Here is a 20,643-nt window from a genome sequence, read left to right as displayed (position 1 = left end):
CCACGTTTCAGTGGCCCCAATGGGTACGATTTACGATTAATCACTATGATGCGTGTGCGCTGGCGACAACTCGGTGGATGCCGATGTGATGGTTTTGGCTAAGAACAGATACATAGCAGGCACCACGAACAGGGTGAACAAGGTGCCCAATGTCATCCCACTGGCAATCACCAGCCCCATAGCAAAACGGGCCCCTGCGCCGGCGCCTGAGGCAATCAAGAGCGGGATCATGGCAAGCACCGTCGCTGCCGTGGTCATCAAGATAGGGCGTAAACGGATGGCGGTCGCTTCTTCAATCGCCTCACGTTTGGTCCGTCCTTCTTGCTGGAGCTGATTGGCGAACTCGACGATCAGTATCCCGTGTTTAGCAATCAGGCCAACGAGGGTAAGCAAGCCGACTTGGGTGTATATGTTCAAGGTGGTAAATCCGAGGCTGATAAATATCAGCGCGCCACAGACACTCATTGGCACGGTGACCAAAATAATGATCGCGTTTTTAAACGACTCAAACTGCGCCGCTAAGATCAAGAAAATCACAATCAAAGCAAAGAAGAAGGTCACGACCAGTTGCTGGCCTTCGCTCATAAACTGGCGTGACTGTCCGGCATAATCGACACTAAAGCCTGCTGGCAATTCTGTCGCTGCAATCTCTTCGAGTACACCCAGCGCTTCCCCCAAAGGCACGCCAGGGCGCGGTACACCGGAAATTTTCACCGCATTCAGCTGCTGAAAACCGCGCAATGCTTGGGGCTGCACACTTTCCTCTAAGGTCACTAACGTTGATAGCTGAACCAATTCACCGTCTTGGTTGCGGGTATAAAACTGGCGCAATTGTTCTGGCGTGAGACGTTCATTACGCGCCACTTGGGGGATCACTCGGTATGAGCGGTTTTCAAGTGAAAAGCGTCCCGCATCAGCCCCGGATAACAATGAGCCCATATCCGCGGCAAGCTGTTGCATGCTCACGCCCATCAAAGCCGCCTTTTCACGGTCGATGTTGACCGTTTGTTTGGGGCGGTCAATGCTCAGATCGGTATCGACAAAGATAAAGCGCCCCGTTTGCATCGCTTTGCCCACGATATTGTTCGCTACTTCATTAATCGCTTCAAAGGGTTGTGTTGAACCGATAATAAATTCAACCGGCGTGCCGCCGCCCGGAGACGGCAGTGAAGGGGGCACCAAGGCAAAGCTACTTAAGCTCGGTTGGCTGTCCATAAAGGGTTGAATTTCGTTTTCCAAGATCGCTTGGGTACTGCGCTCTCGCTCATCCCATGGCGCAAGTACAATACCGGCTATTGCGTTATTGGTGCCGCCAGAGCCATTGATAATAAAGACGTTGTCGATTTCTGGTACATCGTCAATCAGTCGGTTTAATTCGTCGGTGCTGGCAGACAACGCATCCAGTGTGGTTTGGCTGTCGGCTTCGAGAATGGAGAACACAAACCCTTGGTCTTCAGCGGGCTCAAGCTCAGAAGGACTGGTGATAAACAAGAAATAGCAAGACACTAAAACAATCGCGCCAAACGTGAGGATCACCGCATTGGTATTCAACAAGCTATGAAGTGTGCGTTGGTAGCGATGATGCAATCGGTCAAACTGCTTATCCAGCCAGTGCTCAAGGGAGCGCTCTTGGGTCGCTTTGTCCGCTTGATAGGGCTTGAGCACATAGGCACACATCATGGGCGAGAGCGTAAGCGCCACCACGCCGGATAAGATCACCGACGCGGCGAGGGTAAAGGCAAATTCAACAAACAGTACCCCGGTTAAGCCACCAACAAAGCCGATGGGCAGGAATACCGCGACCAAGGTGGTCGACATGGTGATAATCGGCCACGCCAGTTCGCGCGCGCCCTCAAGCGCGGCTTGTGTTCGGCTTTTGCCTTCTTCGATATGGCGGTGCACGTTTTCCAGCATGATAATCGCATCATCAACCACCACACCAATGGCAAGCACCATGGCCAGCAGTGTCAGGAGGTTGATGGAAAACCCTAACAGCCACATTAAAAAGAAGGTGCCGATGAGCGATACGGGGATCGCGATCGCAGGAATAATCACCGAGCGCAACGACCCCAAAAAGCCATAAATCACAAACACCACGATGGCTAAGGCGAGAATAATCGATATCACCACTTCATCAATGGCGTTATCAATATACTCGGTTGAGTCATAGGCGATATAGGCCGACAACCCTTGAGGCAACTGAGTGATGATATCGGCTTCCCATACCTGATTCACCGCTTCAATCACATCCAGCGCGTTGGCATCGGGCGAGACTTCGATGCCGATAAAGGTGGCATCAAGCCCGTTAAAGTTCACCGATGTTTGGTAACTTTCGGCGCCAAGTTCAATGGTCGCCACATCACTCAAACGTACGACAGACTGGCCATCACTGCTGATCACCAAATCTTCAAACTGTTGAACGTCATGAATGTCGGTGGCGGCGTTTAAATCAATCGCTACGTCTTGCCCTTTGGTGCGTCCTAGCGTAGCCAGCACATTATTGCTGCGCAGGGCGGCAATCACATCCGTGCCTGTGAGATCGTAAGCGGCCATTTTGACCGAGTCGAGCCAGATCCGCATCGCAAAGCTACTGGCACCCAACACATCAGCACGCTGCACACCGGGAATCGTCGACAGTTGTGGCTCGACCACCCGGACCAAGTAATCGGTAATTTGATTGTCAGTGAGGACGTCAGAGTAGAAGGCGAGGTACATTGCCGCGACGGTTTCCCCCACCTGCAGGGTAACGACGGGCTCACGGGCATCATCAGGTAGCTCAGAGCGCACCTTATTCACCTGTGCGGCAATTTGTGTGAGTGCTTCATTCGGATCGTAATCGAGACGCAAGTAGGCCTCAATGGTGCTCACACCGGCGGTTGAAGTCGAGACTAAGTAATCAATCCCTTCAGAGGCAGCAATTTCACGCTCTAGCGGCGTGGTGATAAACCCTTGAATCAGGTCGGCATCTGCACCGATATAAGTGGTAGAGACACTGACCAATGCATTTTTGATCTCGGGGAATTGACGCACATTCATGTCCGTGATGGCGCGTAAGCCGAGCAAGATAATGAATAGGCTCACCACGGAGGCCAAGACGGGTTTCTTGATAAAGACGTCGGTAAATCGCATTGAATGGCTCCTATTGATTCACAACGTTGGGATCAAGATCTTCGCTTGGCTGAACACGTTCGTTGTCACTGATCTTGATGTTGCTACCGTTACGGAGCTTGAGGAGGCCGGAGGTAACGATACGGTCACCGGGTTGAAGACCTTCTTTAATCACAATCATGTCACCGCGTCGCGCGCCTGTTTGCACAAAGCGCTGTTGGACCGTCAATGCATCGTCTTGCTCTTGGATCACGAAGACTGCGTTGCCATACGGATTAAATTGAATTGCGCTTTGTGGTGCCAGCAAGACATTTTGCGTTTCTTCACCTTGATCAAGACTCACGCGTGCGAACATGCCTGACCGTAAAATGGCATCTGGGTTGTCAAAGGTGGCTTGAATGTCGACACTGCGACTCGAGGGCGTGACAACCGGCGAAATTGCAGTCACTTTGCCGGTAAAGACCTCGTCGGGCTGTGCGCTAATCGTGGCAGAAACGGTTTGGCCATTTTTCAGCGTGCTGAGCTGCTGCTCGGGTAAGGTAAAGTTGAGGTGGATGGGGGTCACTGACGTGAGTGTCGCAACGGCTGTCCCCGGCGCGATGAGTTGGCCAAGACTGACTTCTCGGATGCCAATGATGCCGTCGAAAGGCGCGGTTAATGACTTTTGCTCAATGCGCGCTTTTTGGCTGTCGACAGCGGCAATCGCTTGTTTGGCTTCGCTTTCTTTGCGCTTTAGTTCGGATTCAGAAATATTTTTGTCTTTAAACAGCCGTTGATAGCGCCTCAACTCAAGTTGGGCAAGCTCTGCGACGGACTCGAGCCGACGAAGCTCTGCTTCATCAACACTGGCATCCAAGGTGACCAGTAATTGTCCCTTTTTCACCGATGTCGCATTGTCGAACAAGATATTGTTGACGATGCCGCTTGCCTCGGTGGTTAGCTGGGTGTCATTAATGGCCGCAAAACTACCAATGGTGGTTTGTTGTTCACGCCAAGGGTGGGTTGAGACTGTCGTGGCCGTCACGGTGACCGTAGGGGCAGGCATGTTGTCAAAGAATTGGTTCATAAAATGATTGCCTACTGCTTTGTAAGCAAAAATTCCCCCAAAAACGAGCCCACATGCGACTAACATAATAATCAAACGTTTTATCATAAAAATCCCTGAACAGAATTGCTGTCACCACCCTTGGCTTTTTAGTACAGACGAAGGCGCAAAAGGTTGATTTAACCAATAACAAATATCGAACTGACCAATACAAACCTTATCACTGTTTGGTTCATTCATTGGTGGTAAATTGATGATCTTGTGGATTAGCTCAGGTCAGTGTCATCAGCGAAGCCGAATAAGGAGAACGTCGATGCTACTCAATGCAAATAGCACGGTAACGGAAGCGGCGCTGCGTGCCGTGGCGCATATGCCAACGCGCAGTTTGCCGGTGCTGCTGGATAACAGCTTTAGCCAAAAACTGACCGATGCGGATATGATGCGCATCGCGGTGTTGTTGGCCCAAAAAAGCGCTGATGAAGGAGGGTGCCCCATTGGTGCGGTGATTGTTGACAATGAGACACGTCAAATCGTCGGTAAAGGGCACAATACCTTGGTACAAGAAAATCACCCCTACAATCACGGCGAAACGGCGGCGATACGCGATGCTGGGCGAATTGATTTTAGCCAAACAACCTTGTTTACCAGTTTAAGCCCATGCGATGTGTGCGCGGCACTGATCACCATGCGCGGTTTCTCTCGCGTGGTGGTGGGGGATGTCACTAGTGCGAGCGGTAACGAGACGATGCTGAAAGAGAAAGGGGTGACGGTTGATGTGCTGGAAGATCCGCAGGGCATTGCGCTGTATCAGCAATTTAGAGCCGAGCACCCCGAACAAGAGTTGGAAGATTGGCAAGGTGTGAGTGCCGTAAACGCTCGACAAGGATGAAGCGCCGCGCAAAGGCGGCGCTAGTTACTCGACAAAATAAGATTTAGCTATTGATCACGTGAAGAAAGTGTAGATGCTTTTCGTAGTGATCCAGCATATCTTCAATCACTTGCGCTTGATTGTAGCCCGCAATATTGTATTGCTGGCCGCCTTCCCGTAAGAATACCTCTGCACGATAATGGTGTGGCGTATCCAATGTCTCATTATCCGCTAAGGTTTTTAGGTTAAACGTGTGGCTGGCATAGGCACGGGCTCGTACTCCGTAAATAAAATCAGGGTCATTGCCGTGGTGAACTCGCAGATAGCAGCGATCGTGTTCGCGGTTGATACTGACATCCAGCGCCTGCTTCTCAAGCTCTTCGGCGACCGCACGCATCGCGGGCTCAATGGTTTTATCCAACATTACAGCGATTTCCTGCCACTCAGGTGAAGCCACCAAGGTTTGTAGGCGATTTTGCCAGTTTTCTGCGTAATGTGGACTATGGCGCGTCACATTGCCCGGTATCGTCGCCAGATGTTGGAGACTATCGCGTTTGAGAGCCTCCATTTTTAACGCTTTAAGCAAACCAAAGCCAACCGCGAGTAAAATGACCGCAAAAGGCAGTGCCGAAGTCAGAGAGGCTGCTTGCAGTGCAGATAGGACATTGCTACCGCCAGCCACGACCAATGCTGAGGCGACTAAACCTTCGGCAAGCGCCCAGAAAATACGCAATTTTACCGGCGACTCGCCATCATCCTTGGACGTTAAGGTATCGATCACTAATGAGCCCGAATCGGATGAGGTGACAAAAAAGGTGATCACCAATAAAGTTGCAATCACGGAGGAGACACCTGCCAACGGGAAACTATCCAAAAAGTGGAATAACGATGTTGAACTGTTGGCAAATACTTGGTCTACCAAGTTTGGCATGGTGTTGGTAAGAATACCGTGTAGCGCGGTATCGCCAAACACAGTTAGCCAAATAAAGGTGACACCAACAGGGACAAAAATGACGCCAAGAATGAACTCGCGGATCGTCCGGCCGCGAGATATCCTTGCGATAAACATCCCTACAAACGGTGACCAAGCGATAAACCACGCCCAGTAAAAGAGTGTCCATCCCCCTAAAAAACCATCTGTACTTTCATCACCCGTATAGGCGTAGGCATTAAATGTCATATCAACCATTGATGACAAATAGGTGCCAATATTTTGCCCTAATGTTTTGAAAATAAAGAGGGTAGGACCCACCGCCACGACAAAGAGCAGTAAGGCAATCGCTAGCCAGAGATTTAAATCAGACAATCGACGGATGCCTCCATCGAGCCCTAGTACGACTGAGATGGTGGCGAGTCCCGTCACACAAGCAATCAGTATTAACTGCACGCTGGTTGTTGTCGGAATATCAAATAAATAGTTCAAGCCTGCGTTTATCTGCATCACGCCCAAGCCCAAAGAGGTAGCAATACCAAACATGGTGCCAAAAACAGCAAACACGTCGACGGTATAACCAATTGGACCATGAATACGTTTACCAATTAGAGGATAAAGCGCTGAGCTAATGCGAAGTGGTAAACGATGGCGAAAACTAAAATAGGCGAGGGCAAGGGCGACAATGGCATAAACGCCCCATGCGTGTAACCCCCAATGGAAAAAGGTCATGCGCATTGCTGCTTTAGCCGCTTCTGCGGTATTGCCTTCGCCAACTACTGGGGTCGCATAGTGAAATACTGGTTCGGCGACCCCGTAAAAAATTAACCCGATCCCCATGCCAGCAGAAAAAAGCATCGCAAACCATGAGTGGTAGCTGAACTCGGGCTCACTGTGATCCGGGCCCAGCTTAAATTGGCCATAGCGGCTCAGTGCAAAAATCAAGGCCAGGCCAAGGTATAGCCCCATCGCGAGTAAGTAAAACCAACCAAAGGTGTCGATGATCCAAGCTTGCGCGCTACCAAATAGCGCGCCGGCGGTATCTGGCACGCTAATGGTAAAAATAACAAAAGCCGCGATTAAAGCGGCGGCAGGATAAAATACCGGCGGGTTAATGCCCGCGCTTATTGATGAGTGTTCGTGACGCATAATGAGTTTATTTGCCTGTGAGTGAGAAATTGTCGGGTTAACGTGTTCTTTTTTTCGAGCGACCGTTAATCCAAGCCATTGGTGGCATCGCAGGCATATACAGTGCGGGAAACGAATCTCGAGATGACTGATATTGAGGCGATTTTTTCTGATTCATCGCGTCTCTCCTTATCTCTGTTTTCAGTGAATGTGTTGGTGTACTTTGGCGAAAACGCTACAATCATGAAAACGAATTTTTATAATAGGGTCATCACAAATCATGATGCGTGAGTCAGGCGCTGTGCGAGAGCTCGATCTCGTGGTTCTTAAAACCTTTGTTACGGTGGTAGAAAAGGGCAGCTTTACCCGAGCTGGAGAGAGCTTATACCTTGCGCAATCTACCGTGAGTGCACATATGAAACGGCTTGAGGCGCTATTTGAAAAACCGTTGCTGCAACGAGGGCAGACTGCTGTACTGCCTACTCCTGCAGGTGAGCGGTTATTGGCGCATGCCAGACAGCTACTTAGGCAAAATGCACTCGCTTGGCAAGAGATGACCGACCAACGGCTAGGCGGCGTCGTTCGTTTAGGGATCCCTGATGACTACTTAATCTATCTTCCTGAGGCGCTCTCTATGTTTGAGGCCCGTTACCCAGGGGTAGAGCTTGAGGTGAGCTGTGGTTTGAGTGTCGAACTGGTACAAGAAGTAAAAGCCGGTGCGCTAGATATCGCGATAACGACACGTCAGCCTAACAGCCCGGGTGGCGAAGTATTGCGCGCCGAGCCGATGACGTGGGTCACGGGTGTGGGGCACGATACGCATCAGCGCCAACCTCTACCTTTGGCGCTGTCTAAGCAAGGGGTGTGTATTTTTCGAGAGCGTGCACTGGCGGCCTTAACATCAGCCGGTATTACCCATCGCATTGCGTATTCAAGTGCAAGTTTGTCAGGGCTTTCGTCAGCCGTTCGTGCAGGGCTGGCGATTACGGTGTTGACGCCATCGATGATGGGGGAAGGGCTTAGGGCACTTGGTGAAGAGGAAGGGTTACCGAAACTCCCCAATACTGAAATTACGTTGCATCAGCGTCACGGTGATTTATCGGGGGCTGCCATTGCACTCATACAACAGTTGCGTGACAGTGTCATTTTCAAATCACATCAAGATGCGCTCGTCAATAAATAGAAGAGCGTGTCTCGGTTTGATGTTTGAGGGTATGACGTATCGCAAACATGGACGCTTTACTGCGCTGACATTACAATACATTCGATTATACTGATTACGAAGTAACCAACGTGAAATGCTGCTTAATGACCAACTGGGTACGAAGGCTAACCATCGTTTGGCTGACCATGCTTTCTTTTCAAGTTTGGTCGGCAACCTCTGAGCCGCTCAATGTTTGTGTGGGGGATGGGAGTCCTTGGCCACCTTACACTTATTGGCAGGGTGAGACGCGGCAGCAAAAAGCGGACACCTTGAAGGGTTATGCGACCGATCTAGTGCTTTCCGCACTAGAGCGTAACGACATTACTTATCAACTGGTATTTATGCCTTGGGCGCGCGTGCAGCATGAACTGGCAAGAGAGTCTGGCCGTTGTGACCTTACTTGGGATGTGAGTTATAAACCTGAGCGTGCGCAGTACAGTCGACTGACAACGCCCTTGTATTCCATCTCACTCGGCTATTTATACATCGGTGACCCAACGACCTCCGCTCAGCCAACCTTACCCATATCAGGCCCTGTATGTGGGGTGAATGGCTATAATTATGCCGGTTTTGGCGATAACCCAACACCAAGATTTGAAGCCAATACCTTGCAGCAGGCTTTGCGGATGTTGGAAGCGGGTCGATGTCGCTTTCTTGCCAGTGAAATAGAGCCTGTATTGGGTGGCATTCGCTTGGGGCTTTATCAATTTTCACGCGATCTTGCCTATATCTCTCTACCTAACCCTAAAGCATTTCATGCTCAGGTCAGCCGCTATGCGCCGCAAGCGAATGACTTAGTGGTGCTAATAAACACGTATATAGCGTCCGCTGCGGAACGCGGCGAGATCGAAAAACTTCGTCAACATTATTTTCAAACAGGAGCGTTATGACGGGTAATCCTCCGCTATCTAGTCAACAGGCTGCGCTGTTTCAAAGCCTCAATGCGCACGGTATTTCAGTAAATATATACCGCCATCAGCCTGTCTATACGTGTGAACAAGCAGACGCGCTCGGTTTGCATACTGATGCAAACCCGACCAAGAATTTGCTGTTGAAAGACAGAAAAGGAAAACAGTTTTTCTTGGTGGTGTTACCGGGCAAAGCCACCGTCAATTTAGCCGGATTGAGTGAAGCCTTGGGCACGTCTCGCCTATCGTTTGCGTCGTCGCAGCAACTTGAAACCTATTTACAGGCACAATCAGGTGCCGTATCGGTATTTGATGTAATGAACGATCCTGAGCATCGCGTCAGTTTGGTGATCGCGAATGCAATATGGCAGGTTCAAGCGGTGGAATGCCAGCCTTTTTGTCATGATCAAACGTGGGTCATTGCCACTCAAGATCTCGCCCGTTGGTTGCAAGGCATAGGCCGAAGGTATCAAACGGTGGATCATCAATGAGCCGATATTTCTAACTCAACGTAATACCAATACTATTACCAGTCGCACTAGCTCAGCACCGCTGGGCCTTTTTGCGTTATCGCCGCCATATCGACTTAAGTTGAATAGCGCAAGCTTGATGACATGCTAGGTTGATCTAGTTATCTAGACAAAGTCAGCAAGGAGCGCGTTATGTCAGCCAGCAACATCTATGAGCTTGGTTTGGACAAAAGTCCAGCCAATTATCAAACACTGAGTCCACTTTCTTTCCTCGAGCGAGCCGCTAGCGTCTATCCAGATTATCCGGCTAGCGTTCATGGTCATCTATGCTGGAGTTGGCAGCAAGTGGATCAGCGATGCCGTCAATTTGCCTCGGCATTACGTCAAGTCGGCATCGGGCTAGGTGATACGGTATCGGTGATGGCCCCCAATCTGCCCGAAGTCTTTGAGTTGCATTTTAGCGTGCCGATGACAGGTGCCGTACTCAATACCATTAATACCCGGCTAGAAGCGGAAACCGTCGCTTTTATTCTCGAACACGCGGAAAGCAAAGTCTTTATCGTCGACAAGGAAATGACGGAAGTGGCTAAGCGGGCGTTAAAAATGATCAAACACCGCCCACTGGTGATTGCGATTGATGATCCGCTCTATCCACATGGCGAATGTATCAGTGAGATTACGTACGAAACCTTTTTAGCCCAAGGCGATAGTGATTATCAGTACACATTGCCAGACGATGAATGGCAGGCCATTTCACTCAACTACACCTCAGGCACCACGGGCAACCCCAAAGGGGTAGTGTATCACCATCGCGGTGCCCATCTGAATGCAGTGAGTAATGTGTTGTCTTGGAATATGGATGCGCACCCTGTCTATCTTTGGACGCTACCCATGTTCCACTGTAATGGTTGGTGTTTCCCATGGACGGTGGCCGCAACGGCGGGGGTGAGTGTCAGTCTACGGCATGTGCGAGCAGAGCCTATCTTTGATGCAATAAAAACCCACAAAGTGACCCATTTTTGTGGTGCGCCGATTGTGCTGAACATGATGAATAACGCAGATCCGGCGCTAAAAGCTGAGATTCACCATACGGTTAAAGCGATGACCGCTGGGGCGGCACCACCGGCTTCTGTGATTGAAGGGATGGAAGCGATGGGGATTGAAGTGACCCACGTTTATGGCCTCACTGAAACTTACGGTCCTTGTGTGGTGTGTGACTGGCAACACCACTGGGATCAACTCTCGCAACAAGAAAAAGCACGCATGAAAGCACGCCAAGGTGTACGGGCCCCAATGCAAGGTGGACTGATGGTTGCCGATCCGGTGACGTTTAAACCGGTGGCGAAAGATGGTGGCACGCTGGGTGAGATTTTTGTTCGCGGTAACGTCGTCATGAAAGGCTACCTCAAGAATCCGAGCGCGACGGAAGACGCCATGAGTGACGGCTGGTTTCGCACTGGCGACTTAGCGGTATGGCATGCCGATAATTACATCGAAATCAAGGACAGACTCAAAGACATTATTATTAGTGGCGGGGAGAATATTTCCAGTATCGAAGTGGAAGATGTCCTGTATCGTCACTCTGATATTGAAGAAGTGGCGGTGATTGCGATGCCCGATGAAAAATGGGGTGAGGTCCCCTGTGCGTTTGTCAAAACGACCGAAACATCCGCCGTGACCGAAGCAGACATTATTGCTTTTTGCCGAGAGCAAATGGCGCACTTCAAGGCGCCGAAAAAAGTGATCTTTACCGCGCTCCCGAAAACCTCAACGGGCAAAGTGCAAAAGTATGTACTTCGTCGTAAAGTCACTGAAAAGTCAGTGTAAATCACGAAGCGGTGGACAAAAAGTGCCACCGCTAGCTTACCGCTACAGCAGGGCGAGAATCGCCTCGGCACTAGAGACGTCAAAGCTTTTTGGTGCTTCAACGTTCAAGTGAGTGACGATGCCATTATCAATCACCATCGCATAACGCTGTGAGCGAATCCCACCAAACTTCCCTGAATCCATTTCTAGCCCTAGCGCGTGGGTAAAGTTGCCATCGCCGTCGGCCAGCATATGGATCTGATTGGCGTTTTGCGCTTCGCCCCACGCTTGCATCACAAAGGCATCGTTGACGGAGACGCAAGCAATCATATCGACGCCTTTTGCTTTAATCTCATCCGCTTTCACCACAAAGCCCGGTAAGTGCGACTCTGAACAGGTCGGAGTAAAGGCACCGGGCACCGCGAACAGCACTACCTTCTTGTTGGCGAAAAGGGCAGGGATGTCGTGGGTTTGCATGCCCTCAGCGGTGAGTTCACTGAGGGTGGCGCTCGGTAGAGGTTGTCCTTGCTGAATCATGATGACTCCTTGGTTATTGTATTATCGAACGTTGTGCTTCTGCCTCTGAGTCTACGCCTATTCACGCCTTAAAAATACCGAAGCTTGATGGGGTTTTAGGCGATATGTGCGTCGATAATGCCCAATTTAAGCATGCTGGTCTTACCAACGAATAACAACTTTTACTTTGTGACCTGCGCCCTATAATCCTCAGCCTTGTCATTGTTCGAGATAATTCAATCATTTGACAATCCATTTACATATAAATAACATCCAAGGTTCATACTAAAAAGAGACATCGGAGGTCCGACTAGTGAACAAGAAGCAGCTCTCAACAATTGCAGTTGGCATCATCGCCGCGACTCAAGCCCATGGAGCGGGATTTCAAGTTTCTGAACAATCAGCGTCAGGGCTAGGACGCGCTTTCGCTGGCGATGCCGCGGTGGCAGATAATGCCGCCGTTTTGGCACGTAACCCTGCAGCTATTATGCGATTTGACCGCACCCAATTATCCGGTGCGTTGACCCTGGTTGATCCTGATGTCGATGTAAAAGATCGCACCAACAATGAATCTGCTAAAGATGTGGCGCCGATGAAGGTTGTTCCTGCAGGCTTCTATGTCAGCCCGCAAGAGGGCAAGTGGGCGTGGGGGATTGGTCTCTTCACCACCTATGGTATCGCGACGGATTACCCTGATGATATTCAAGCAGGCGACTTGGCCGGCGACACCGATTTGCTCTCAACCAACTTAAACCCGGCCATTGCGTATCAAGTTACCCCTGAATTAAGCCTCGGCGCGGGCGTGAACCTGACCTATGCCAAAGCAAAGTTAACCCGTCATAAAGGGGCGCTTGCGCCTTTTTTGAACGATAAGAATAGCGTCACCAGCAATAATCCATCCGATAAATTAATTGGTCTAGAGGGTGAAACCTTTGGATACGGTTGGAATCTTGGTGCGTTGTACGAAATCAATGAGAATCACCGTTTTGGTTTTGGCTATCGCTCTAAGGTGGATCTCGATTTTGATGATGGCACCTTTGATAGCTACGACAGTGGTCGCGCGACCTCGGCGTCAGTTGAAGGGCGTCTCGAGCTATCTTTGCCGTCTTACTGGGAAGTATCCGGCTTTCACCAACTGACCGAGGCGTTTGCCGTCCACTATAGCTATCAACACACCAATTGGAGCAGCTTTACCGAGCTGCGCGCCACTTCCGATGAATGTACCGACAACAATGTGTGTTTTGTGAAAGACGAGTCGTACCAAGATAACGACCGTTGGTCAATCGGTTCGACGTATCAGTTTAATCAACACTGGACGGGCCGCCTTGGCTTTGCCTATGACGAACAAGCCGGTGAGGCGACGCTGAGTATCCCTGATGCTGATCGTTACTGGTATTCCACGGGTTTAACCTATCAATACGATAACGATCTCAGCATTGATGCCGGCTTTGCCATCGTGCGTAGCCGTGACGGTTCATTCACAGAAGAAAATGCGCTGGAAAAAAACCTCGAGTTTGATTCTAACGGAACCGCTTACATCAGCTCTGTTCAGCTTAATTACCAGTTCTAACCGGGATATATCACCATGCTTAAAACACAATTAAAATTGTCAGTCTTGGCAACCGCGATCATCTTAGCTGGGTGTGGCGATGAAAATGCCAGTGATACCAACACACCTCAATTCGAAAGTTATATTCAAACCGCTATTGACCGATCTACTTCAGTCGATTTTACCTTGCAAGGGGCCAATGCAGCAGTGCCTGTCCCTACCTTTTTGCTGATGGATACTGAAGACGGGACCCTAAAGTTACCCACGGAAGGTGACAACGCGCTTACCAATCCAAAGGCTGCTATGAATACCATGGACGGTTGGTCGACCACCATGCCTTTGGTGTTTAATTTCCGTGGCGCGGGCCTTAATTCAGGAGGGGTCGCCAATGGGATTTATCTGATTGAACTGACCGACTCAATGACGGGAAAACCTAACGTTAAAGCCGTGCTCCAGCAAGGTACCGACTTTAACGTATTAAGCGATGCGGCCAGTGACACACTGACGGTGTTGCCTGTTAAGGATCTCAACGCCAGCAGTGAGTACATTATTGCTCTAACCGATGATATTCAGGACGTAAACGGCGATCCGATTGGCATGCCATCGAGCTATGCGGGATTAAAATCCCAGACCGTCACTTATGAGGATTCACTACTTGAAACACCAGAAGCGGTGATTCAGGGCGTTGAAAATCTGGTAGCTGGCGCACAAGGTGTTGATCCGACCAAAATCGTCTACTCCACCTGGTTCTCCACCCAATCGGTGGGTGATAGTTTAAACTACACCAAGCTAGCGACGGCGGCTGGGTTTGATGCTGGAAGCCTAGCGGCAGTATGGAAAGCGGGCGCCAACCCTAATGATTCCGACTTATCGGATGCCTACACCATGGATATTACCGGCACTCAGGATTACGAAACAGCGTTGAATGCGGATGCCCAGTTTACCCAGTACTTTGATCCCAATGATGCCGATAATATTAAGGCGACGCTCAAGACAACGTTTAGCGGCGTCAATGTTAATGTGAGCAAAGGCACCATTAAGCTACCTTACTATTTGGAAACGGATAGCAACTGGAATAGCCAACCGTTTGAGTCTGCCACCCCTAGCTTGGCGAAGGTGTTGAATGCCCTGCAAGACCCTGAGCAGCAGGCGACCATCACCGCTCAGTTGACTGACGCCGGTGTCGATATAGAGGCACTAAGTGGAGATGATAAGGCGTTAATTACCGAAGAGCTCTTCAAACTGGCTGGCGTGACCTTGACTAAAGCCGACGGCAGTCAATTAGATCCTGAGCGGATTATTACCCGCTACAGCCCAGTGCCGCAGATTAAATCGGTGCAAGAGGTGCCCTTCTTGCTGTTTACACCAGCAACCGTTGATAGCGATACCCAACTGACGGTTTATCAGCACGGGATTACCTCGGCAAAAGAAAATGCGTACTTCTTTGCGCCTAACTTTACCAGTGCCAATCAAGCCGTTATGGCAATTGACTTACCGCTTCATGGCGAGCGTAGTTTGGATGCGAAGCGTTCTGCCAATGTCGATGTGACCGCGTACCTGAACCTCAATAACCTGGCCGTGGCGCGTGACAATGTGCGCCAAAGTGAGTTGGATGTGATGGGCTTGCGCGCAGCTTTGACCCGCACCCAGTCGGCGGGTGGATTCACGGGGACGCCATTAGCAGCGATATCCTCGTTCGTTACTTCGGCGCCACGTTTATTAGGCCATTCGCTGGGCGGTATCGTTGGTACCACTGCGTTTGCCGCGTCTAACCGTGCAAACAGCAACGAAGTCGATGCACTTTATAAATTCTCTGCATTGAGCGTGGCGAATTCTGGGGGGCAAATTGCTAACTTGCTTCTTGGATCAGACTCGTTTGGTCCTTTGATTAAGCACAGTGTGGCTTTTAAAGGCAGTGCCGCTTATCAGACTTTTGCCGGTAATAATTGTACGCTCGATAATAGCGCAGAGAATAATGTTATCTGCTACAAAACCTTTGAGGCAAACGGCTCAGAGAGTGCACAAGCGGAAGTGAATGGTGTGGTGCAGCAATTTAATTATGCCGCACAGACGCTACTCGATACCGTCGATCCCTATACGAATGCAACCTATATTGATGGAAGCACCACGCCGATTTATATGCAACAAGTCGATGGGGATGACACGGTACCGAACGACGTCGCCTATACGATACCGGGCATTGTTGATAATTTCGCTGGCTCTGAGCCATTAGCCGCGAAACTTGGCCTACCAACCATCAATGCCAGCTCCTCCGCTGCGCAAGATGGCCAGAACTTTGTTGACTTTGCCGGTGATAACGCGAGCCATAGCACCTTTATCTTCCCGCAAACGACGGAGCTTGCAGAACAAGCCGTGCACGCTGAAATGATTCGCCAAGCGGTTGATTTTGGTGGAGACGCCAGCTTGGATAGTGTCGATAATTCAAACGGTGTGTTGAATTAACCCATGCGCTATCGTAAAGTTTGTTACCAAACAAAAGCGGCCTCGGCCGCTTTTTCTTATTATCGTTTAGTTATGCAGCGTTGATTAATGCCATGATTGAATAGCCACACCCTTGGTCACTATTTCTTTGCCTTGGTTTCACGTAAACTATTCTTAATTCCATTGTATTCAATCAAATGTTGCTTATGTCGTCTAATCACTCTTTTCCCAATGTTCACCAGGCGTACCACGCCCATGTCTACTACGAGGCTGACACCGAAGCGAAGGCGGATGTTATCTATCAGGCTGCCGCTGCATCATCACTGCCCATCGACCTTGGCCGCTTTCATCGCAAATGTGTTGGCCCACACCCAAGATGGAGCTTCCAAATCGCCTTTGATAAGGCTGCGTTTGACGAGGTGATGGCATGGCTTGAGGCGCATCGCGGTGATTTAACCGTGTTTTTGCATGGCGTGACGGGCGATGACTACATTGACCATACGGCTCACGTGGGTTGGATGGGCCCGTCTGTCGAACTCAATCTGGCCATATTTAAGCCTAAGCAATGAATGCTTTTCTTGCATACCCAGCACTGCTGATTTGGCACGGCGATGATGAACTCTCGTTTGCGTCAGACTCGGCGTCGCTTGAGGCGCTGAGTGACAGCGTGATCACTGAAGACGATCGGTTGGTAGATAGCGAAGGCGTTTGTTGGTTGAGCGAAAATGGGGGGCAGCACTGGCAGCCAAGTGGGCAAGTCATGCCACTTGAGCAGCTTGTGGCGCGTATTCAAGCACATTATGCGCAGCAAGGGCAGTGTTGTGTGGGAAAAATCCAGTTTAAACATAGGGCCGCCGCCATCAACAGTGTGGCGACGGTCTCTGGGAATTAACGGCTGTCAGCAATCCGACGTGACACTTTCAACGAAGAGTGCGGACGAATACACTTGATGTTCAAGCGTTGCTTGTTACGCATTCGAATGTGGCAGAGTTCAAGTATCAAACCAAATGCCATCGCAACATACACGTAGCCTTTGTTGATATGAATGCCGGCACCTTCGGCCATCAGTAGCAAGCCTAGTAGCACCAAGAACAGTAAAGCTAAGGTTTTAAATCCAGGGTAACGGCTGACCAGATTGTTCACGGGTTCGGCCGCGATCATCATAATGATGGCGGCGGTAACAATGGCGGCGACCATCACGGGTACATCTTGGGTGAGACCGACCGCAGTGATTACCGAGTCCATCGAGAACACCGCATCTACCGCAACGATTTGCAGCAAAATTACTGCCATACCGGTGCGCACTTGTGTCGAGTGGTTCACGGGCTCGCCATGACCCAACCATGCCCACAGCTCTTTGGCACTTTTTAGCAGCAAAAAGCCACCACCAAACAGCATGATAAGATCTTTACCGGTAACCGGTTCCGCCCCAATCGTAAACAGTGGCGCAGTCAACGACATGACCCAAGCGATGGAAAGCAACAAGCCAATCCGGCTGATCACGGCGAGACCAATACCCAAGGTACGCGCGAAGCGGCGTTTCTCTTTGGGGAGACGTTCACACAGTACGGAGATAAAGACTAAGTTATCAACACCCAATACCACTTCAAGGGTTAGAAGGGTAAAAAATACCACCCAGGTTTCGGGTTCCAAAAAGAGTGTTAACATACGATTACCTCCTCCTTAGAGGAAGCGGGGGAGGGCATAAAACGACATCGGTCGCTGTCCATGGATTGTGATTACCTCTGTGACTAAAGAGCGCTTATATAAGCACCAGTTTGGCGCCTTGGCAAGCAGAAAAACAGCGAGTTGACCAAAAATTGACAAAGCATGTAAACGATCAAACCTGTTGCTGAGTATGACTTATCATGTTGGGTTTAAAGAGGGAATAAGGATGAAAAGAGGCTGGGTGATTGGGTTATTATCCTTAATGTTAACTGGATGTTTAGGCATGCCAGAACAGGTTACACCCGTGAAAAACTTTGAGATTAACCGCTATTTAGGTACTTGGTATGAAGTAGCGCGACTGGATCACTCGTTTGAGCGCGGCTTATCCGATGTGACCGCAACCTATTCGTTGCGTGAAGACGGTGGCGTTAAAGTGATAAACCGAGGCTATAGCCGTGAAGAAGAAAAATGGCAAGAAGCAGAGGGTAAGGCGTACTTCGTTGAAAATGATAAAACGGGGTACCTGAAGGTTTCATTCTTTGGGCCTTTCTATGGGTCGTATGTGGTGTTTGATTTGGATGATGATTACCAATATGCCTTTATCTCGGGGCCTGACCACGATTACCTGTGGTTGTTATCGCGCACACCGAGCGTGTCGGAGTCAGTAAAAAATAAATTTATTACAGAAGCGAAGCAGCGAGGTTTTGCCACTGAAGCGCTGATTTTTGTCGATCACACCCGCACGGACCCCAAAAACAAAAAAATCGAGCAGTAGAAGAGACGCATCATGCGAAAGACAGATAAGAAATATGACAAGGCGGTTCGAGAAGCGCTGACAGATGTTTGTGAATTGACAATGGAAAAAGTGGAGGGATTTGAATGGCTGACGCATGAGGTGAATTATCAGCGTTTTCCACAAAGCTTAATCGTGCGGCTGATGTTTAAAGACCGACAGACGCTAGCCAGCTTTGAACGAAGTGATGACTACCAAGCCGCTCTAAATGATATACAAAGTCGCCTTGCTGCTGTTGGTATCACACTGAAAAACATCAATCGTCATGTTGATTTAGCGACACTGTAAGGCTGTGATTACTCGCACACTTACCTTATGGCTGACACGCTACAGTGTGATATCAAAGCGTCTCAATGTCCCCACTCATTAAGCGAAGGAGCAGCGGTATGGAAGCAAGAATTAGTATCATCACATTGGGGGTTGCGGATCTTTCTCACTCTTATGAATTTTATCGCCAATTGGGCTTTCCAACGCACAGCCACCCTGAAGAAGGCATCGTGTTTTTTAGTACCGCAGGTACACGATTAGCGTTATATCCCGCAGACTCGTTAGCCGATGATATCAAACCCGGACTCACCGTTAACGAGACAGGGTTTGGTGGTATCACATTGGCGCATAACACGCGATCCAAAGAAGAGGTCGACGAGGTGCTTGCGCTGGCAGAGCGGTGTGGCGGTCGTATTGTTAAACCTGCACAAGACGTATTTTGGGGAGGCTACAGCGGCTACTTTTCCGATCCGGATAACTATCTTTGGGAAGTGGCTTATGGCGATTGTTGGCAATTTGATGATAACGGCAGCCTTGTATTGGACTAATGGCCGTGGATTTATTGCGTTAGCAACAGCCTGAACTCGATGTGGGTGTACTTCCCATTGGTAAAGGTGAGCTTGTTGCCTGTTTGCGTGATGGAAAGTTGGAAGGATAAAAAGGCGTCCCGAAAGACGCCTTTTTAGTCTCTACAGCCTGCATTATTACGCGGCTGCTAGCGTTTGTGCTTGACGGTTTGCATGCCAGACCAAGCCAAAGCCAATAATCACCACCGCACAGGTGGACAGCATGACGGTGGTGACGGCGATCAAGCCCGAGACCGCAAACGCAGACACCACGGCGCTCGCCAAGAAGCAGATCATCATTTGCAAGAAGTTCAGCAGCCCCGCAGCGGTCGCGCTACAGGATTTAAAATCTTCCAAGGCGCGATTGACGACCAGTGGGTAAATGGCGCCGTTCGCCGCTGCGAGGAAGCAGAATGGGCCAAGAATCACCCAGATATTAGTTACATCGGTGCGCCAGCTGATCAAAAAGATAACCACTACGCTGGCAACAAACAGCTTAAGCAGCCAAGGCAGGATGCTGTGATCTTTGAGTTTGTTGAGGGCATGACGACACGTATATCCGCCGATAACAAACGCGATCGTTTGTGGGATGTAGCTTAGGCCAATGTCTGCTTCGGTATAGCCCATGGCTGACATAATAAACGGCGATCCAGTGAGATAGGCAAAGAAAGCGGCCGAGCAACCGGCAAAGATAAGCATATTTCCGATGAACTTTTTTGATTTAAAAACTTGCTGGTAGTCACCCTTAAGTTTATCAATAATTTTAGTATTTTGTGCTGGGCTAGTTAAGCTTTCTTCCTCACGAAGGGTCAGTGCGACAAAAATAACACCTAGTGCGAATAAAACCACAAAAATACTGCGCCAATCAAAATGCTGGAGTAAATAGGCACCTAATAATGGTGCGAGAGCTGGAGACAAGGCAACTAAAGGCATGATAGTGGCGAACACTTTCTGCCCTAGTTTTCCCTCATAGCGATCAATGACCACGGCTTGCCAAATCACAATTGCGCTGCACGCGCCCAACGCTTGAACAAGGCGCGCACCGAGTAACAGATAAATATTATCTGCAAACAGACATACCACGGTCGCAACGCTATAGAGACTTAAGCCAATTAACAGCGCAGGCTTACGGCCAATGCGGTCGGAGAGGGGACCATAAACGAGCTGACCACAGGCCATGCCAAGCAAAAAGATGCTCAAGGTTAAACCGATATTGGCCGACGAGGTTGCAAAATCGATTTGCATGGCTTCAAAGGCGGGCAGATACATGTCGGTGGCTAAGAAGCCGAGCATACTGAGCCCTGCTAGCCAAAACAGCGTGATAAATGGCACATTTTTGTTCATTTTTTATCTCTTGATATAAAGATTAATGTA

At 49.7% G+C, this 20,643-nt stretch carries 18 protein-coding genes; 12 read left to right on the top strand and 6 right to left on the bottom strand.

All coding sequences use genetic code 11. The features are described 5' to 3' along the window. Nucleotides 1-36 precede the first annotated feature (36 nt). Both C7A19_RS03575 and C7A19_RS03570 read right to left on the bottom strand, forming a co-directional pair. Complete coding sequence (locus C7A19_RS03575) at nt 37-3,129, bottom strand: efflux RND transporter permease subunit (protein ID WP_116644177.1); 3,093 nt, start codon at nt 3,127-3,129, stop codon at nt 37-39. A gap of 10 nt (nt 3,130-3,139) precedes the next feature. Beyond that, the gene (locus C7A19_RS03570) at nt 3,140-4,174 is read right to left on the bottom strand and encodes an efflux RND transporter periplasmic adaptor subunit (RefSeq protein ID WP_235614255.1); all 1,035 of its coding nucleotides are present in this window, start codon (nt 4,172-4,174) and stop codon (nt 3,140-3,142) included. Between the two features lie 292 nt (nt 4,175-4,466). Between C7A19_RS03570 and C7A19_RS03565 the strand changes: the two genes are divergently transcribed. Beyond that, complete coding sequence (locus C7A19_RS03565) at nt 4,467-5,042, top strand: nucleoside deaminase (protein WP_201264060.1); 576 nt, start codon at nt 4,467-4,469, stop codon at nt 5,040-5,042. 43 nt (nt 5,043-5,085) lie between these two features. Here C7A19_RS03565 and betT read toward each other — a convergent pair whose 3' ends face one another. After that, nucleotides 5,086-7,101 carry a choline BCCT transporter BetT gene (gene betT / locus C7A19_RS03560; protein WP_116644174.1) on the bottom strand — a complete coding sequence of 672 codons (2,016 nt, stop codon included), beginning with the start codon at nt 7,099-7,101 and terminating at the stop codon, nt 5,086-5,088. Nucleotides 7,102-7,360: 259 nt separating this feature from the next. Here betT and C7A19_RS03555 point away from each other — a divergent pair, with 259 nt between their 5' ends. The 4 genes from C7A19_RS03555 (at nt 7,361) to C7A19_RS03540 (ending at nt 11,489) form a co-directional block, all read left to right on the top strand. After that, entirely contained in the window at nt 7,361-8,263 is a 903-nt protein-coding gene (locus C7A19_RS03555) for a LysR substrate-binding domain-containing protein (RefSeq protein WP_201264059.1), read from the top strand. Nucleotides 8,264-8,388: 125 nt separating this feature from the next. Further along, nucleotides 8,389-9,174 carry a transporter substrate-binding domain-containing protein gene (locus C7A19_RS03550; protein WP_116644173.1) on the top strand — a complete coding sequence of 262 codons (786 nt, stop codon included), beginning with the start codon at nt 8,389-8,391 and terminating at the stop codon, nt 9,172-9,174. Further along, nucleotides 9,171-9,683 carry a prolyl-tRNA synthetase associated domain-containing protein gene (locus C7A19_RS03545; RefSeq protein ID WP_116644172.1) on the top strand — a complete coding sequence of 171 codons (513 nt, stop codon included), beginning with the start codon at nt 9,171-9,173 and terminating at the stop codon, nt 9,681-9,683. Before C7A19_RS03550 ends, C7A19_RS03545 begins: the two co-directional genes overlap by 4 nt. A 171-nt stretch (nt 9,684-9,854) precedes the next feature. Further along, a complete protein-coding gene (locus tag C7A19_RS03540; RefSeq protein WP_116644171.1) occupies nt 9,855-11,489 on the top strand; it encodes an acyl-CoA synthetase in 1,635 nt (544 codons plus the stop codon). A gap of 42 nt (nt 11,490-11,531) precedes the next feature. Here C7A19_RS03540 and C7A19_RS03535 read toward each other — a convergent pair whose 3' ends face one another. Continuing rightward, entirely contained in the window at nt 11,532-12,005 is a 474-nt protein-coding gene (locus tag C7A19_RS03535) for a peroxiredoxin (protein WP_116644170.1), read from the bottom strand. A gap of 292 nt (nt 12,006-12,297) precedes the next feature. Here C7A19_RS03535 and C7A19_RS03530 point away from each other — a divergent pair, with 292 nt between their 5' ends. From C7A19_RS03530 to C7A19_RS03515, 4 genes are all read left to right on the top strand, one after another. Continuing rightward, on the top strand, nt 12,298-13,554 hold the full coding sequence (locus C7A19_RS03530; protein WP_116644169.1) for an outer membrane protein transport protein: 1,257 nt from the start codon (nt 12,298-12,300) through the stop codon (nt 13,552-13,554). 15 nt (nt 13,555-13,569) lie between these two features. Continuing rightward, the gene (locus C7A19_RS03525; RefSeq protein WP_116644168.1) at nt 13,570-15,996 is read left to right on the top strand and encodes a VolA/Pla-1 family phospholipase; all 2,427 of its coding nucleotides are present in this window, start codon (nt 13,570-13,572) and stop codon (nt 15,994-15,996) included. A 185-nt stretch (nt 15,997-16,181) separates the two neighbouring features. Then, nucleotides 16,182-16,544, top strand: coding sequence for a DOPA 4,5-dioxygenase family protein (locus C7A19_RS03520; protein ID WP_116644167.1), 363 nt, complete (start codon nt 16,182-16,184; stop codon nt 16,542-16,544). Then, the gene (locus C7A19_RS03515) at nt 16,541-16,867 is read left to right on the top strand and encodes a DUF4144 family protein (RefSeq protein WP_077599885.1); all 327 of its coding nucleotides are present in this window, start codon (nt 16,541-16,543) and stop codon (nt 16,865-16,867) included. Before C7A19_RS03520 ends, C7A19_RS03515 begins: the two co-directional genes overlap by 4 nt. Here the strand turns inward: C7A19_RS03515 and C7A19_RS03510 are convergent. Further along, nucleotides 16,864-17,643, bottom strand: a complete 780-nt coding sequence (locus C7A19_RS03510; protein ID WP_116644166.1) for a TerC family protein — start codon at nt 17,641-17,643, stop codon at nt 16,864-16,866. The two genes, C7A19_RS03515 and C7A19_RS03510, sit on opposite strands and share 4 nt — an antisense overlap. Nucleotides 17,644-17,869: 226 nt before the next feature. On the opposite strand from C7A19_RS03510, the gene C7A19_RS03505 reads away from it, so the two are divergent. The 3 genes from C7A19_RS03505 (at nt 17,870) to C7A19_RS03495 (ending at nt 19,251) form a co-directional block, all read left to right on the top strand. Then, nucleotides 17,870-18,418 carry a lipocalin family protein gene (locus tag C7A19_RS03505; RefSeq protein WP_116644165.1) on the top strand — a complete coding sequence of 183 codons (549 nt, stop codon included), beginning with the start codon at nt 17,870-17,872 and terminating at the stop codon, nt 18,416-18,418. A gap of 12 nt (nt 18,419-18,430) precedes the next feature. Further along, a complete protein-coding gene (locus C7A19_RS03500) occupies nt 18,431-18,724 on the top strand; it encodes a Fis family transcriptional regulator (RefSeq protein WP_116644164.1) in 294 nt (97 codons plus the stop codon). Between the two features lie 98 nt (nt 18,725-18,822). Continuing rightward, the gene (locus C7A19_RS03495; RefSeq protein WP_116644163.1) at nt 18,823-19,251 is read left to right on the top strand and encodes a VOC family protein; all 429 of its coding nucleotides are present in this window, start codon (nt 18,823-18,825) and stop codon (nt 19,249-19,251) included. 156 nt (nt 19,252-19,407) lie between these two features. On the opposite strand, the gene punC is transcribed toward C7A19_RS03495, so the two are convergent. After that, nucleotides 19,408-20,613: a purine nucleoside transporter PunC gene (punC, locus tag C7A19_RS03490; RefSeq protein ID WP_116644162.1), complete on the bottom strand. Its 1,206-nt coding sequence runs from the start codon at nt 20,611-20,613 to the stop codon at nt 19,408-19,410. Nucleotides 20,614-20,643: the final 30 nt, after the last annotated feature.

The organism is Salinivibrio sp. HTSP, assembly GCF_003390965.1.
GTDB classification, from domain to species: Bacteria; Pseudomonadota; Gammaproteobacteria; order Enterobacterales; family Vibrionaceae; genus Salinivibrio; species Salinivibrio kushneri.
The sequence above is the reverse complement of the archived record's forward strand: the minus strand, read 5'-3'. Positions and strand labels throughout refer to the sequence as shown.

Coding starts and splice junctions, on each gene's coding strand:
- C7A19_RS03575 (WP_116644177.1), bottom strand. CDS start 3,129: ATGCGATTTACCGACGTCTTTATCAAGAAACCCGTCTTGGCCTCCGTG.
- C7A19_RS03570 (WP_235614255.1), bottom strand. CDS start 4,174: ATGAACCAATTCTTTGACAACATGCCTGCCCCTACGGTCACCGTGACG.
- C7A19_RS03565 (WP_201264060.1), top strand. CDS start 4,467: ATGCTACTCAATGCAAATAGCACGGTAACGGAAGCGGCGCTGCGTGCC.
- betT (WP_116644174.1), bottom strand. CDS start 7,101: ATGCGTCACGAACACTCATCAATAAGCGCGGGCATTAACCCGCCGGTA.
- C7A19_RS03555 (WP_201264059.1), top strand. CDS start 7,361: ATGATGCGTGAGTCAGGCGCTGTGCGAGAGCTCGATCTCGTGGTTCTT.
- C7A19_RS03550 (WP_116644173.1), top strand. CDS start 8,389: ATGACCAACTGGGTACGAAGGCTAACCATCGTTTGGCTGACCATGCTT.
- C7A19_RS03545 (WP_116644172.1), top strand. CDS start 9,171: ATGACGGGTAATCCTCCGCTATCTAGTCAACAGGCTGCGCTGTTTCAA.
- C7A19_RS03540 (WP_116644171.1), top strand. CDS start 9,855: ATGTCAGCCAGCAACATCTATGAGCTTGGTTTGGACAAAAGTCCAGCC.
- C7A19_RS03535 (WP_116644170.1), bottom strand. CDS start 12,005: ATGATTCAGCAAGGACAACCTCTACCGAGCGCCACCCTCAGTGAACTC.
- C7A19_RS03525 (WP_116644168.1), top strand. CDS start 13,570: ATGCTTAAAACACAATTAAAATTGTCAGTCTTGGCAACCGCGATCATC.
- C7A19_RS03520 (WP_116644167.1), top strand. CDS start 16,182: ATGTCGTCTAATCACTCTTTTCCCAATGTTCACCAGGCGTACCACGCC.
- C7A19_RS03515 (WP_077599885.1), top strand. CDS start 16,541: ATGAATGCTTTTCTTGCATACCCAGCACTGCTGATTTGGCACGGCGAT.
- C7A19_RS03510 (WP_116644166.1), bottom strand. CDS start 17,643: ATGTTAACACTCTTTTTGGAACCCGAAACCTGGGTGGTATTTTTTACC.
- C7A19_RS03505 (WP_116644165.1), top strand. CDS start 17,870: ATGAAAAGAGGCTGGGTGATTGGGTTATTATCCTTAATGTTAACTGGA.
- C7A19_RS03500 (WP_116644164.1), top strand. CDS start 18,431: ATGCGAAAGACAGATAAGAAATATGACAAGGCGGTTCGAGAAGCGCTG.
- C7A19_RS03495 (WP_116644163.1), top strand. CDS start 18,823: ATGGAAGCAAGAATTAGTATCATCACATTGGGGGTTGCGGATCTTTCT.
- punC (WP_116644162.1), bottom strand. CDS start 20,613: ATGAACAAAAATGTGCCATTTATCACGCTGTTTTGGCTAGCAGGGCTC.